The 13,638-nt window shown below is 45.4% G+C and carries 13 protein-coding genes and 1 tRNA gene; 11 read left to right on the top strand and 3 right to left on the bottom strand.

Annotated elements, in window-relative coordinates; all coding sequences use genetic code 11:
* Nucleotides 1–24: 24 nt before the first annotated feature.
* Together H8S84_RS17685 and H8S84_RS17680 are read right to left on the bottom strand one after the other, a co-directional pair.
* Complete coding sequence (locus tag H8S84_RS17685) at nt 25–1,383, bottom strand: DEAD/DEAH box helicase (protein WP_187068715.1); 1,359 nt, start codon at nt 1,381–1,383, stop codon at nt 25–27.
* A 144-nt stretch (nt 1,384–1,527) separates the two neighbouring features.
* Nucleotides 1,528–2,625: an AI-2E family transporter gene (locus H8S84_RS17680; RefSeq protein ID WP_187068714.1), complete on the bottom strand. Its 1,098-nt coding sequence runs from the start codon at nt 2,623–2,625 to the stop codon at nt 1,528–1,530.
* A 131-nt stretch (nt 2,626–2,756) separates the two neighbouring features.
* Here H8S84_RS17680 and H8S84_RS17675 point away from each other — a divergent pair, with 131 nt between their 5' ends.
* The 6 genes from H8S84_RS17675 (at nt 2,757) to H8S84_RS17650 (ending at nt 7,657) form a co-directional block, all read left to right on the top strand.
* Nucleotides 2,757–4,091, top strand: coding sequence for a dihydroorotase (locus H8S84_RS17675; RefSeq protein ID WP_187068713.1), 1,335 nt, complete (start codon nt 2,757–2,759; stop codon nt 4,089–4,091).
* The gene (locus H8S84_RS17670) at nt 4,051–4,461 is read left to right on the top strand and encodes a DUF6980 family protein (RefSeq protein ID WP_187068874.1); all 411 of its coding nucleotides are present in this window, start codon (nt 4,051–4,053) and stop codon (nt 4,459–4,461) included. Before H8S84_RS17675 ends, H8S84_RS17670 begins: the two co-directional genes overlap by 41 nt.
* A 340-nt stretch (nt 4,462–4,801) precedes the next feature.
* Nucleotides 4,802–4,878, top strand: a tRNA-His gene (locus tag H8S84_RS17665).
* A 127-nt stretch (nt 4,879–5,005) separates the two neighbouring features.
* Nucleotides 5,006–5,929: a PfkB family carbohydrate kinase gene (locus H8S84_RS17660; protein ID WP_187068712.1), complete on the top strand. Its 924-nt coding sequence runs from the start codon at nt 5,006–5,008 to the stop codon at nt 5,927–5,929.
* 154 nt (nt 5,930–6,083) lie between these two features.
* Nucleotides 6,084–6,284: a hypothetical protein gene (locus H8S84_RS17655; protein ID WP_187068711.1), complete on the top strand. Its 201-nt coding sequence runs from the start codon at nt 6,084–6,086 to the stop codon at nt 6,282–6,284.
* Nucleotides 6,285–6,418: 134 nt separating this feature from the next.
* Nucleotides 6,419–7,657 (top strand): geranylgeranyl reductase family protein, encoded by a 1,239-nt coding sequence (locus H8S84_RS17650; protein ID WP_187068710.1) that lies wholly within the window; start codon nt 6,419–6,421, stop codon nt 7,655–7,657.
* Nucleotides 7,658–7,864: 207 nt separating this feature from the next.
* Here the strand turns inward: H8S84_RS17650 and H8S84_RS17645 are convergent, their stop codons facing one another.
* Nucleotides 7,865–9,580 (bottom strand): M61 family metallopeptidase, encoded by a 1,716-nt coding sequence (locus H8S84_RS17645; RefSeq protein WP_187068709.1) that lies wholly within the window; start codon nt 9,578–9,580, stop codon nt 7,865–7,867.
* A gap of 244 nt (nt 9,581–9,824) precedes the next feature.
* Here H8S84_RS17645 and rpmH point away from each other — a divergent pair, with 244 nt between their 5' ends.
* From rpmH to H8S84_RS17620, 5 genes are all read left to right on the top strand, one after another.
* Nucleotides 9,825–9,986 carry a 50S ribosomal protein L34 gene (gene rpmH / locus H8S84_RS17640; protein WP_162347583.1) on the top strand — a complete coding sequence of 54 codons (162 nt, stop codon included), beginning with the start codon at nt 9,825–9,827 and terminating at the stop codon, nt 9,984–9,986.
* Between the two features lie 43 nt (nt 9,987–10,029).
* Nucleotides 10,030–10,440: a ribonuclease P protein component gene (rnpA, locus tag H8S84_RS17635; RefSeq protein ID WP_187068708.1), complete on the top strand. Its 411-nt coding sequence runs from the start codon at nt 10,030–10,032 to the stop codon at nt 10,438–10,440.
* 28 nt (nt 10,441–10,468) lie between these two features.
* Nucleotides 10,469–12,118, top strand: coding sequence for a S41 family peptidase (locus H8S84_RS17630; RefSeq protein WP_187068707.1), 1,650 nt, complete (start codon nt 10,469–10,471; stop codon nt 12,116–12,118).
* Between the two features lie 135 nt (nt 12,119–12,253).
* A complete protein-coding gene (tsaB, locus tag H8S84_RS17625; RefSeq protein WP_187068706.1) occupies nt 12,254–12,955 on the top strand; it encodes a tRNA (adenosine(37)-N6)-threonylcarbamoyltransferase complex dimerization subunit type 1 TsaB in 702 nt (233 codons plus the stop codon).
* Nucleotides 12,956–12,966: 11 nt separating this feature from the next.
* The gene (locus H8S84_RS17620) at nt 12,967–13,479 is read left to right on the top strand and encodes a DUF2480 family protein (RefSeq protein ID WP_187068705.1); all 513 of its coding nucleotides are present in this window, start codon (nt 12,967–12,969) and stop codon (nt 13,477–13,479) included.
* Nucleotides 13,480–13,638 lie beyond the last annotated feature (159 nt).

Raw genomic sequence — 13,638 nt, 5'->3', positions numbered from 1 at the left:
GTCTATACTTCGGGCCTTTTGCTTTTATTTCTTACGGCTACCCTTCTTCTTCGTCTTTTGCCAGAATGAGTTTTTAGGATCTCCTTTCTTTTTGCCTTTCTCGAAGTTAGACTTGTGCCTGCCTTTCTTCTCATGGAAAGCGCCTTTAAAGTCAGGGTTTTCGCGGCGCTTCTGGCGGTCTATGTCCATGGCCATTTCCTGCTGTTCTTCGAAAGGCGTTTCAAATACCTTTACTTCAGCAGGCATTGGCACCTCCGGTATCTGCATGCGTATGATTTTCTCAATCTTGTTTACATGGTACATCTCGGCATCAGTGGCAAAAGTAATGGCAGCTCCTTCCTGCTCAGCACGGCCTGTTCGCCCAATGCGGTGCACGTAATCTTCATAAATCAAAGGCACATCAAAGTTGATCACATGGCTCACCATGGTTACATCAATACCTCTTGCAGCCACGTCGGTAGCCACCAGAAAGCGCACATCGCCACCCTTGAAGGCTTCCATCGAGTTAATGCGTGTGTTCTGGCCTTTGTTGCCATGTATAGCTCTTACCTCGCCGTAGTTACGGTGCTCCAGGAATTTTGACACGCTCTCCGCATTTTTCTTACTTCTGGTAAAGATAATCACGCGGTTAAATGTCTCCTCATCCTGTATAATGTGTTCGAGCAACTCTATTTTTGTGCGCAGGTTAGGCACACGGTAAAGCGTTTGGGTTACGGTTTCAACAGGTGTAGCCTGTGGTGTTATCTCTACACGGGTCGGGAATTCAAGAAACTCCTCCGACAGTTGCACCACTTTATCGGGCATGGTAGCCGAGAAAAGCAGGTTCTGACGCTTGCGCGGAATTACCTCCAACAGCTGACGGATCTGAGGCATAAAGCCCATGTCCATCATCTTGTCAGCCTCGTCTAGGATAAGTGTTTTTAGCTCTTTTAGTATCAGGTCACCTTTCAGGTAAAGCTCCATCAGACGCTTAGGTGTGGCTACTAGTATATCTATACCTTTATTAATGGTTTCGATCTGTGTTTTAGGGCCAAGACCTCCGTAAATGGCGGTGTGACGGATGTCAGTATACTTAGCCAACAACGTGATATTCTCCTCAATCTGCATCACCAGTTCACGGGTAGGCGCCACGATTAAAGCTCTTGGGTTCTGGCCCTGCGCATACTTAACCTTCATAAGCAGCGGGAGTAAAAAGGCCGCTGTTTTACCTGTTCCGGTTTGGGCGATGCCTAGCACATCGTGACCTCCGCTTATTATTGGTATGGCCTGCTGTTGAATAGGCGTCGGTTTCTCATAACCGGCATCGTTAATGGCGTTTAGCAGTTGCTTGTTCAGCTTAAAATCCTCAAAGGTAGTCACTTCTTTCTCTGCTTCTTCTGCCATGGCGGTAATCATTTATACTTAGTGATGATCTACAAAGGTACGGGAAAAAAGGCAAATGCAGTTTAAGGAGGTTATTGTAGGCCTGAAGGTGTAAGCATCCTCTCCTGTAACAAGACTTCGGATTTACCATTTTTAGGTTACGTGTCAGTGGCGGTTCCTCTTGCCTGGCTTAAAAACTCTGTGCTTCAGCTTATGCTGTTCATCATCTTTCCCGAGCACGTAGCCATAGGGTTTAAGGTGATTTATATTGTCGAAAATAACTTTGGCGATGCCCAGAAAGGGTATAAAAAGGATCATGCCAGCTACATCCCACACAAATCCTCCTAACAAAAGCGCCATAAGCGTTACCATAGGATTTAGCTTAATTTTGCCACCCGTAATGTTAGGGGTGAGAAAATAGCTTTCTATCTGCTGCACTACTAAAAAGAAGAGGGCCACAACAAGCGGAACGAGCAGTGACTCCTTGGTTAGAAGGGCAAACACAACCGGTATCAGGCTTCCTGTTAACGATCCAATATAAGGTATGATATTCAGGATGCCTGCCAGTAAACCAAAGAACAGGGCGTGTTCTATGCCAATAATCATTAGCCCAAGCGTGTTGATAATCGTTAGGATAAGTACAACCAAGAAGACGCCTGCAATATAAGAGCTGGCGACGGTAGTAATTTTATCCATAAGTTTCCTGGCGTCTGTGTTGTAAGAGTTTGCCAGCTGGATCACAAAGTTCTTGAGCCGCCTGCGATAGAGCAGAAACAGCAATGTATAAATCATGACAATGGTAAAGCTTACAAAGATAGATCCGGCAAAAAGGAGTATGCTTCTGATATAGATGCCGGTAAACTGCAGTGCATTCCTCAGGCTCTGCCTGATGTACTCATTCTGTCTTTCTCTGGAGACATCCATGGTGCGCTTAACAAACCGATGGATCTCATCCAGCAGTGCATTCAATCTTGCGTCAAGCGCCGTCAGGTCGTTTGCGAGTTGTACTAACTGGTCTATCAGCACAGAAAACATAGCTACCAACAGCACTACCAAAACAAGTACACAGAGTATAGCAGCAACTGTAGTTGGCAGACCCCATTTTTCAAGCTTCAGGCACACTGGGTCCAGCAGCATGGCAAGCAATCCGCCAATGGCAACCGGTACCAAGAAGCCTTTGCCCAGGTAAAGCAATCCGAAAAGCAGCAAAAGGGCTAGCAGTATCTGGTTAAATCTTCTTAGTGTTAGGTGTTGTGATTCCATTTGATTTATATATTGCACGTGCTGCCTGTGTACATGTACTGATGCTACCTATGATGGTTACGGAGGCATGTTGTTGAATAATAGGTTATAAGAACTTTTACCCTTTCGCCCACTTCCCGTATCTTAGCAGCATGAAATCTATCCTCATCAAAAACGCACAACTCGTAAACGAAGGAAGTATAACCACTGCCGATGTAATGGTAAAAGACGGACGCATTGCGCAGATCGGGCAAAGTATAGCCGCTGAAGCCGACGAAACCATTGATGCCACAGGCTTGCACCTGTTGCCCGGCGTAATCGACGACCAGGTGCACTTCCGCGAACCAGGCCTTACGCATAAAGCTAACATAGAAACTGAAGCCAGAGCAGCTGTAGCAGGCGGTACCACTTCTTTTATGGAGATGCCGAACACGGTACCTAACGCGCTAACGCAGGAGCTTTTGGAGGATAAGTATAATATTGCTGCCGAAACGTCGCTGGCTAACTACTCCTTTTACATGGGAGCCTCTAACGATAACCTGGCCGAAGTGCTGATTACTAACCCCAACACTGTTTGTGGTATTAAGATATTCATGGGCTCCTCTACAGGCAATATGTTGGTAGATAATGAGCAGACGCTTGAGGAGATTTTTGAAAAAGCCAAACTGCCTATTGCTGTGCATTGCGAAGATGAGCAGATCATCCGCGACAACATGGCACTTTATGAGGAAAAGTACGGCGAGGATATTCCGGTAAAATGCCACCCAGAAATCAGGAACGAGGCAGCCTGCTTTAAATCATCTTACCTGGCCGTGAAGCTGGCCGAAAAGCACAATACGCGCCTGCACATCCTGCACATCTCCACCGAAGAAGAGCTGAAGCTTTTCCGAAATGACATTCCGTTGGAGCAGAAGCGCATTACAGCCGAAATATGTGTGCACCACCTGTGGTTCGATAAAGAGGATTACGATAAGTATGGTTCGCAGATAAAATGTAACCCGGCCATTAAAGAGCATCGTCACAAAGAAGCACTTCTTAAGGGCCTGCTGGAGGATAAACTGGATGTGATTGCCACCGACCACGCACCGCATACTTGGGAGGAGAAGCAGGGCAAGTATAAAAAAGCGCCATCAGGAGTACCACTAGTGCAGCACTCGCTGCAGATGATGCTGGAGTTTGTGAAGCAAGGCAAGCTGACATTAGAGAAGATGGTGGAGAAGATGAGCCATGCGCCGGCCATACTTTTTAATGTGCGCGAGCGTGGTTATATCCGTGAAGGCTACTGGGCTGATCTAGTATTGGTAGATCTGAACAAACCTTATACTGTTACCAAAGAAAATACCTACTTCAAATGCGGCTGGTCGCCTTTCGAAGGCCAGACCTTCAACTCAACTATAGCGCATACTATCGTATCCGGACATTTAGCTTTCACCAACGGTACTTTTGATGAGAGCAAAAAAGGGGAGAGACTACTATTTGACAGGTAGTATGGAACTGGAGAAATTTAAAGAGCTGCACACCCGCTTTTTCGGGAAAGAGCTGCCGCAGGAGGTGCTGGAGTCGGAGGAGTATGAAGCTTATTTGGATGCCATTCACGAAAACGAGGCGTGTTATAACTGGGCCACCGCAGAAAAGCTAAAGAGCAAAGGCTTCGACTATAAAAGCTACTGCTGCATAATGATGGCTGATAAAGTATTTGAAAGCCTGGACGAGGAGGGAGAGATAAAGTACGACGATCCAGAAGTAATCATTAATAAGTGGGATGAGGGCTTTTATGGTATACCCGTGCATAACGGCAGCGCTACGATGGTGGTAATAAACTACTGCCCATGGTGCGGCAGCAAACTGAGCGAATAAGAATAAGTAGTATTCTGTATAAACTCAATTAGAATGGAGAGCAAAATTACCATTTGGCACATCTACAAGAGTAACTACAACAGCAGAAGTAGAATGCAGCTTTTGTTAGCTGCTGTTGCTGTATGGCTTCTGTTTATACTTCTGCAAGTATTTATGACAGAGATAGCTCTGCCAAAATGGTTCCTGGCGCCGTTACCGTTGCTTGCTGCAGAACTGCTTTACACTCTACGCTGTTACCATAAGTACAAAGCAGGTAGCTGAAATTTTTTACACAAAATTGCGCCTCAGGTATTGCGTTGTGTGATTTGATGCGTATATTTGCACTCTCAAATGAGACACGGTGGTTGTAGCTCAGTAGGTTAGAGCACCAGATTGTGATTCTGGGGGTCGTGGGTTCGAGCCCCATCTTCCACCCCAAGCCCTTGAAGCAAACCTTCAGGGGCTTTTTTATTTATTTAATTGCTAACTTGCTGGAGGGTTAAACTGCTGATCTAAAGTATAAACCCATTCATAATTCTTAATTTGTAATTCATAATTTAAAAATATGAGCTTAGTAGTAGTAGGTTCGATGGCGTTTGACGCGCTGGAAACACCCTTCGGAAAAACAGACAAAATTGTAGGTGGTGCGGCAACGTACATTTCGCTTTCGTCTTCATACTTTGTGAAGCCGGTAAATGTAGTATCAGTAGTAGGCGGTGACTTTGACCAGGACCACATTGCTCTGATGCACCAGCGCGGTATCAGCACCGAAGGTGTGCAGGTAAAGGAGAACGAGAAATCTTTCTTCTGGTCTGGCCGCTACTTTAACGATATGAACAGCCGCGAAACGCTTGTTACTGAGCTTAACGTACTAGGCGATTTCGATCCGATTATTCCGGATGCATACCAGGGTTGCGAATACCTGATGCTGGGTAACCTGGCGCCACAGGTACAGAAGACAGTGATAGAGCGCTTGACCGAACGGCCAAAGCTGGTAGTAATGGACACCATGAACTTCTGGATGGACATTGCCCTGGATGAGCTGAAAGAGACGCTGAAGCTGGTAGATGTGTTATCTATCAACGATGAGGAGGCGCGCCAGCTTAGCGGTGACTACTCTTTAGTTAAAGCTGCTAAAAAGATAATGGCAATGGGTCCTAAGTTCCTGATCATCAAGAAAGGTGAGCACGGTGCCCTGTTGTTTAACGAAGACAAAGTATTCTTTGCACCAGCCCTTCCGTTAGAAGAAGTTTTCGATCCGACCGGAGCCGGCGATACGTTTGCGGGTGGCTTTATCGGTTACATTGCCAGCACTGGTGATATCAGCTTCGAGAACATGAAGCGCGCCATCATCTATGGTTCGGCTATGGCCTCGTTCTGTGTTGAGAAATTCGGTACTGAGCGCCTGAAAAACCTGAGCCACCAGGAGATTGAGAACCGCGTGCAGCAGTTCGTTAACCTGGTTCAGTTCGATACCGTACTGCAGTAAGTATAAATCAAAATTGCACAGAAAAGGAGAGGCTGAGGCCTCTCCTTTTTTCGTTTAAAGCAATGGTTAACGTAGAGTATACTTTAGTCAAATTTGTAACAAAATCCAGTCGGAAGCGGTAAAACTAAGTATACATTAATGAGGAGATTGGATTATGAGCATAAAGAATCAGAATAAAAATAAAATGGATGAGTTGAAGAAGAATAACCCTAACGAGGCCGATCCAAAGAAGCCGATGGGTAACATCAACGATAGTCCAAACCGCAATGCACTAAACAAAGACGCAACCAAAGTGCAGAACCCTAATCGCAACTTAGCGAAGGGTGGTAACAATACCCCTTATGATAAAAAGTAGGGTGTACTTGTAAACAAAATAAGCTATGAAAACTCAGAGGAGGAAAGCCATACAGGTTTTCCTCCTTTTTTTGTGCCTATAGGTGTAGGTTGTGTGGCTAATTGCTTATCTTTCTTCTGTTCATACTTTTCTGCATGTACAAAACTGAAATCTGTATACTTGGTGCTGGTCCCGGTGGCACTACGGCAGCATTGCACCTGGCGCAAATGGGCATATCCTGCCTATTAGTGGATAGGGCTGTCTTCCCGCGCGATAAAGTGTGCGGCGATGCCCTGAGCGGCAAAGTAGTAAATGAACTGCGCCGTATCTCTGATGAATTGCCTGGGCTCTTCAGTCAGCAAGAGGAGCAGCTGCCTTCGTGGGGTATTCATTTTGTATCGCCGGGCGGGCAAAAGCTGAGTGTGCCGTTCAAGTATAATTATAACCGTGATGTGGATTCTCCGGCAGGTTATATTTCCAAACGCCTGCACTTCGATAACTTTCTGGTAGAGCAGGTAAAGCAGCGCTCTGAGATTACGTTGCTGGAGGGCGTAGAGCTTGCAAAGTATGAGCAGCTATCAGGTGGGGGTTTTATACTTTCCGGAAAAGAAGGTGAGCCACAAGTAGAGGCCAAATTGCTGATTGTGGCAAACGGAGCGCAGTCGGGGTTTGCGCGGCATGTAGCAGGTCTGCAGCAGGAGCCGGAGCACTACTGTGCCGGTTTGCGGGCTTATTACAAAGGAGTTCAGGATCTGGATGGCGATAACTTTATAGAGCTTCACTTCTTCAAGGATTTTCTGCCGGGATACTTCTGGGTATTCCCGTTGCCGGGAGGTTTTGCCAATGTAGGTGTGGGTATGTTGAGCAGCGCCATCAGCAGCAAAAAGATTAACCTGAAAAAGGAAATGCTGCGCATGATAGAAACGCACCCGGAGCTTCAGAAGCGCTTTGCTAATGCAGAGTTGGTGGGCGATATAAAAGGGTACGGCTTGCCACTGGGTTCTAAAAAACGCAGCCTTTCCGGAGATAACTACATGTTAGTGGGTGATGCCGGCGCGCTGATAGACCCATTTACTGGCGAAGGAGTAAGCAATGCTATGATCAGTGGCCGCTGGGCTGCAACACAGGCAGCGCTTTGCCTGCAGCACCAGGACTTTTCAGCCAGCTTCATGCAAGCCTACGACAAAGCCGTTTACAACCGTCTCTGGAAAGAGCTAAGACTTAGCCGCCAGATGCAGAAGCTGCTCAATTACCCCTGGCTGTTCAACCAGATCGCCGATAAAGCATCCAAAAACCAAGCCCTAGCCAAGACCATTTCCTGCATGTTCAACGACCTGGACCTACGCGAAAAGCTGAAGCAGCCATCGTTTTACTTTAAGTTGCTATTTAATTAGCGCCTAGTCTAGTTATCAATCCGCTCCAGCCCCAATGCTGTCAACTTGAGAAAATATAAGCTAAGTTGTCATTTCGACCTCTGGGAGAAATCTATCTGGAATTAGTGCAGAAGGAGTTCTATAAAGATCTCTCCTATCGTCGAGATGACAAAAGAGCTTAAGTTGATGGCATTGGGGTTAGGAGTGGGTTAACGGTTAACACATCATTTAAAACTCCTGCTTCAGCCATGCTTTAAAATTCTGCTTCTGTTCATCAGTCGCATCGGCACGTTTCTCCACAGTATACTTGCTATAGTAGCTGTTACTATCAGCACCCAATTTTATACTACGAAGCTGCTTTTCCCTGAACAGCGTCAGTTCTATTTGCTGCGGTTGCAGTGCCAGCAGGTGCTGCAGGTTATTTTCTATTTTGCGGCCATTCAAGGCAACAAGCTCATCATCTATACTTAACACACCGCTAGCCGGAGAGCCTGGTGCAACGGCAGTTACTTTGGCCGCACCTTCCGATGTTACCTTAAAGCCATAATTGCCTTCATTGATGATCGGGTTTTCTGTTTCCTTTAGCGTGCAGCCGACTAAGTATAAAGCCTCATCCAAAGCCTGCTCAATAGGGGCAGTGCCGTTTATGTAGTTATCAAAGTATGAAGCAAAAGAAGTACCAGCTACTTCATCCACCAACTCAGCATAGTCAGCCTCTGTGTAGCCCTTGCCTTTTTTACCGAAACGATCCCAAAGCAGGCGCATCACAGTGTCCACGCTGGCGTTGTTATTCGTTTGCTGTCTCAGTTGCATATCCAAGAGCAAGGCTGTGAGGGCGCCTTTTATATAGATAGATACCTTTCGGTCTGGTGCGCCGGGTTTGTAGCCGTCCAGCCAAAGATCGAAGGAGGAGTCAGCTACGGAGAGGTTATCACGGCTATAGTCAGCGAAGTAGCGTTGCAGGGTAGTATTCAGTTCGTCAAAATACTGCGCTGCTGTAAATACCCCTGATCTGGCCAGCATATAGTCGCCGTAGTAAGTGGTAATGCCCTCGGCCACGTAGCCGGTTTTAAAGTAGTTCTCCTGCGCAAAGTTATAAGGTATCATTTCAGCAGGGCGAATTTTCTTGATGTTCCAGGTATGGAATAGCTCATGCGAACTTACTCCCAGAAACTCTTTGTACAGGCTAGGCGTCATCAACAGTTCTCCGGGGCCCAATGTGATGACGGTGGAATTGCCGTGCTCCACGCCATGGTAGGTGCGGTAAGGCAGAATCTCATTCAGGTAATGATACTCCTGCACCGGAAAATCGCCAAATACCTCCAACTGCTCTTTTGTAAAAGCGGCAAAATCATGTTTTATCCTCTCCCAGTCCGGCTGGCAATCGCCTTGTATCCAGATATGAAAGTCTACTCCACCTTCATTAAAAGTTTCCTTTTTTAGGTTAGCACTGGCTATAAAAGGACTATCTACCAGCTCATCGAAGTTTGCTGCCTGTAGCGTGTGTTTCTGTACTTCTGGTAAGCCACAGGCAACTTGCCAGTTTTCAGGGATATGAAGCTGCACAAAATATGGCTCAAATTCGCGACCGTCTACAGCCATCATGCAGTTAATTGGGTTTATGTACAGCTGCTCCTCATCCAGCCATGAACCTCCGGCATCCATTTGGCGGGCATAAAAGCTATACTTTACCTCGATGGCAGCTGCACCGTTAGCTTCTATTAGCCACCGGTCTTTTGTTGTTTTGCTGATATGGATACTTTGGCCATCTGCAGAGGCAGTTACAGCTTTAAGCTTTTGGGCAAAATGCTGCAATTCGTACCGGCCGGGGCGCCAGGCAGGCAGCTGCAGGTATAGCTTGTCTGCTTTATTATCCTCTATAGTTAGTGTGATGTCAACGTAATGGCTAAGCGGGTTCTGGTAAGAAAGGTGGTATGTGATCATAGTTTAAAGTCGTAAATTTTCTGAATAGTCAAACTGTTGGTTTGCAAAGTATACTGGATGCTGATATAACAGTTTAACGATACAGCAAGTTAGTCATTAGGTAATCAAGAGAATGCAGATTTGTGTAGCCACAGAGGCACTGCTGCAGCTTTAGTATACATTTTAGTAAAAATTCTGAAGCAGGCTTTGTTAATTAAAAAAGGTTGTCTAATTTTGCAGGCCATAATAAAACCATTGGCAGACGATGAAAAGAACATTCCAGCCTTCGCAGAGAAAAAGAAGAAATAAGCACGGTTTCAGATCTAGAATGGAAACCGCTAACGGCAGAAGAGTATTGGCTAGCAGAAGAGCCAAAGGCAGAAAGAGACTAACAGTTTCTGACGAGAAAAGACATAAGGCGGCTTAATCTCCTTTAGGGGATATGCCTTGCTTGTACATTCGTAGCGCTCATGCAAATAGAGCCAGCTAACGAGCACAACGCAGAGCAGCCAACTTTCTATACATTTTCGAAAGAAGAACACTTGTGTAGCAAGCGCCTTATTGCGCTGCTGTTTAGCAAGGGTTCTTCTTTTAATTTGTATCCGCTGCGGTTTATATATTATACTCCGCAAGACTTGACTTCGGGTGCTACCCAGGTACTCGTTTCTGTTTCTAAGCGCTACTTTAAGCGTGCCGTAGATCGTAACCGCCTTAAGCGGCAAATACGTGAGGCTTATCGCCTTAACAAGCATCTCCTTTACCAAAATCCGGAGCAGGCACCACAACTGCTGGGTATTCTCTATATTGGTAAAGAAAAAAAGTCCTTTCAAATCATCCAAAAAAAACTAATTTCAGGTTTGGAACGTTGTTTGAGTAAGTAGTCTTACCACGTCCTTACACCTAGAAATTATGTACAAGAAGTCTATTGCTGCCCTGCTTATTGGTGCACTTACCTTGGGGCTTTTCTCCTTTAAAACAGAATCAGAGCGTTATTTCGAAATAGCCAAGAATTTAGATGTTTTTGCCACGCTTTTTAAAGAGGTAAATACATTTTATGTGGATGATGTACCTCCTGCCAAAATGATGCGCACGGGTATAGATGCCATGCTAAAGTCGCTGGACCCATATACCAACTATATTCCTGAAGACGACATCGAGGATTTTCGTACCATGACTACTGGTCAGTACGGCGGTATCGGTGCCCTGATCGGCAGCCACGATGGTAAAATAACGGTACAAATGCCTTATGAAAACTCGCCCGCGCACAAAGCAGGTCTTGTTATCGGTGATGTTATTTTAAAAGTAAACGGCGTAGACGTAACCGGTAAAACTACCAGTGATGTCACAAAACTATTGAAAGGTCAGGCAAATACTCCGGTAAAGCTGGAGGTTCGCAGCTACGGCCAAAGCAAATCCAAAACAGTAGAGCTTAATCGCGCCAATATAATGGTGGATAATGTGCCATACTATGGTATGCTGGATGATCAGATTGGCTACTTCCAGTTATCAGGTTTTACAGTAGATGCCTCTAAGGAGGTGAAGATGGCTGTGCAGAAGCTGAAGGAAATGGGTGCCAAGAAAATCGTGTTCGACCTACGCGATAACCCAGGTGGTTTATTGCACGAGGCGGTTAACATCTCTAACGTGTTCGTGGACAGAGGTAAGGACATCGTAAGCACAAAAGGAAAAGTAAAAGAGTGGAACAAAACATATAAGGCATTAGACGAGCCACTGGATAAAGAAATACCGCTAGTTATTCTTACTAGCTCGCGCAGTGCGTCGGCCTCTGAGATTGTGGCTGGTGTAATGCAGGATTACGACCGTGCTGTGCTGGTAGGCGAGCGTACATTTGGTAAAGGTTTGGTGCAGGCTACACGTCCGCTGTCTTACAACTCTCAGCTAAAGGTAACTACTGCTAAATATTACACCCCAAGTGGCCGTTGCATTCAGGCTATAGATTATGCGCACCGCAACGAAGATGGTAGCGTAGGCAAAATTGCTGACTCATTGCGTGTAGCGTTCAAAACAGCGGCAGGCCGTGTAGTATATGATGGTGGCGGTATAAGCCCGGATGTAGAAGTTGAGCAACAAAACTATTCAGAGATTACGAAGACCATTGCACGCAAAGGCTACTTCTTCGAGTTTGCTAATAAGTATAGAGCCGAGCATCCTTCTATACCTGCTGCCAAAAAGTTTAAGCTTACTGATGACGAGTACCAGCAGTTTATTTCTTACCTGGGTAACAAAGATGTAAGCTATACTACAGCTATAGAAAGCGAGCTTCAGGATCTGTCTGCAAAAGCAAAAGACGGTAAGCATTACGATGACATCAAAGCAGAACTTGAGGCGATCAAGAAAAAGGTGTCGCATAATAAAGCAAACGACCTGACACGCTTTAAGCCTGAGATAAAGGAAATGCTGGAGGCGGAAATCGCTTCGCGTTACTACCTGCAGAAAGGCTACATCGAATCTACTTTTGATGATGATCCGGATATTCTGATGGCAAAGCAGGTGTTAAATGATTCTCAGAAGTATAATGCATACCTTAAAGTAAAGTAATAATAGATTGATAAAGCAGAAGAGCCATACTTTAAGTGTGGCTCTTCTGCTTTATAGTTTAAGTATAAAGCTTAGGGTTTTGCAGCTTAAGAAGCATCACTTAATTTTGTCGTGAACTTATACTATACTATATAAATGGAAAGCCCATTACTGCTTGCCTTAGAAACTTCAACCACTGTATGCTCAGTAGCGCTTTATCAGGGGGAGCACCTCTTAGGTTCATCAGAGCTTCGGATCGAGAAATCTCATTCCTCTCATATCACTGTTATGATGGAGCAACTCGTAAATAACTGCGGGTTTAAAATGGATGACCTAAAGGCAGTGGCTGTTTCAGGTGGGCCAGGCTCTTATACCGGTTTGCGAATAGGTACATCAACCGCCAAAGGATTATGCTATGCACTTAACATTCCGTTGATAGAGGTATCTACATTATATAGTATGGCGGCACAGGTTATAAATTACACAGCTAATCCCGAGCGCTTTCTGTTTTGCCCCATGCTGGATGCCCGCAGAATGGAAGTTTATACTTGTGTGCTCAGCCATACTTTAGAAGAAGTGATGCCAATAGCACCAGTTATACTTACTGAAGACTCTCTGCATGAGCTACTGCAAAATAACCAGGTGATCTTCTTTGGCAGCGGTGCCGAAAAGTTCAAGACCTTTGCCAAAAACAATGTCAATGCATTATTTGTAGATGGTGTGGTTCCGTCGGCGATACCAGTAGGTAAGTTGGCCCTTCGCAAGTATGAGAAACAAATATTCGAAGATGTTGCCTACTATGAACCCTTCTATTTAAAGGATGTTTATATAACAAGTGCAAGCAAAAGCACGAACTAAAAACTAACACAATGTCTGAGTTTATAAATAGAGTAGCGCAAAGCGCATTGGTTACGATAAACCTGGAAGAGCTGCTCCACCCGGGAGAGCGAGTGGTTTATGATATAAAGGAAAACCTGTTTCACGGTCTTATACTAAAGGAGAAAGATTTCAGAGCATTTGTAAAAGAGCACGACTGGTCTATGTATGATGGAAAGAACGTAGCCATCATTTGTTCTGCTGATGCCATAGTACCAACATGGGCATACATGCTATTGGCGACTAAGCTTACCGGCCATGCAAATTACTTTGTATTCGGAGATCTGGAGGCACTAGAGCAGGCACTAATGCAAGAGGCAATTGCTAAAATAGATGTAGAGGAGTACCGCGATGCTAAAATAGTAGTGAAAGGTTGTGGAAGTATACCTGTCCCTACGTATGCTTATGTGGAGATTATGAGAAAACTCTTGCCGGTGACAAGCAGCTTGATGTATGGAGAGCCGTGCAGTACGGTACCATTATATAAGAAGCCGAAGACAGCTTAAAGTATAAAACATGAATCAGAAAGCCCGGCCGACAGCGCCGGGCTTTTTGCTTTAGGAAGGAGTTAGAAGCATTGTTTAAAAAAAGTGTTCAGGCGGTGAACTTTTCACCACTTGGAAATGGTTATGACTCTGCGCCCGTTCCCAATGGGGGGGCGGCCT

Source organism: Pontibacter cellulosilyticus (assembly GCF_014306105.1).
Lineage (GTDB): Bacteria > Bacteroidota > Bacteroidia > Cytophagales > Hymenobacteraceae > Pontibacter > Pontibacter cellulosilyticus.
Note: the sequence above shows the minus strand (reverse complement) of the source record. Positions and strands in the feature narration are given on the sequence as shown.

Excerpts from the sequence above, each read along its gene's own strand:
- H8S84_RS17685 (WP_187068715.1), bottom strand. The coding sequence starts at position 1,383 with ATGGCAGAAGAAGCAGAGAAAGAAGTGACTACCTTTGAGGATTTTAAG.
- H8S84_RS17680 (WP_187068714.1), bottom strand. The coding sequence starts at position 2,625 with ATGGAATCACAACACCTAACACTAAGAAGATTTAACCAGATACTGCTA.
- H8S84_RS17675 (WP_187068713.1), top strand. The coding sequence starts at position 2,757 with ATGAAATCTATCCTCATCAAAAACGCACAACTCGTAAACGAAGGAAGT.
- H8S84_RS17670 (WP_187068874.1), top strand. The coding sequence starts at position 4,051 with ATGAGAGCAAAAAAGGGGAGAGACTACTATTTGACAGGTAGTATGGAA.
- H8S84_RS17660 (WP_187068712.1), top strand. The coding sequence starts at position 5,006 with ATGAGCTTAGTAGTAGTAGGTTCGATGGCGTTTGACGCGCTGGAAACA.
- H8S84_RS17655 (WP_187068711.1), top strand. The coding sequence starts at position 6,084 with ATGAGCATAAAGAATCAGAATAAAAATAAAATGGATGAGTTGAAGAAG.
- H8S84_RS17650 (WP_187068710.1), top strand. The coding sequence starts at position 6,419 with ATGTACAAAACTGAAATCTGTATACTTGGTGCTGGTCCCGGTGGCACT.
- H8S84_RS17645 (WP_187068709.1), bottom strand. The coding sequence starts at position 9,580 with ATGATCACATACCACCTTTCTTACCAGAACCCGCTTAGCCATTACGTT.
- rpmH (WP_162347583.1), top strand. The coding sequence starts at position 9,825 with ATGAAAAGAACATTCCAGCCTTCGCAGAGAAAAAGAAGAAATAAGCAC.
- rnpA (WP_187068708.1), top strand. The coding sequence starts at position 10,030 with ATGCAAATAGAGCCAGCTAACGAGCACAACGCAGAGCAGCCAACTTTC.
- H8S84_RS17630 (WP_187068707.1), top strand. The coding sequence starts at position 10,469 with ATGTACAAGAAGTCTATTGCTGCCCTGCTTATTGGTGCACTTACCTTG.
- tsaB (WP_187068706.1), top strand. The coding sequence starts at position 12,254 with ATGGAAAGCCCATTACTGCTTGCCTTAGAAACTTCAACCACTGTATGC.
- H8S84_RS17620 (WP_187068705.1), top strand. The coding sequence starts at position 12,967 with ATGTCTGAGTTTATAAATAGAGTAGCGCAAAGCGCATTGGTTACGATA.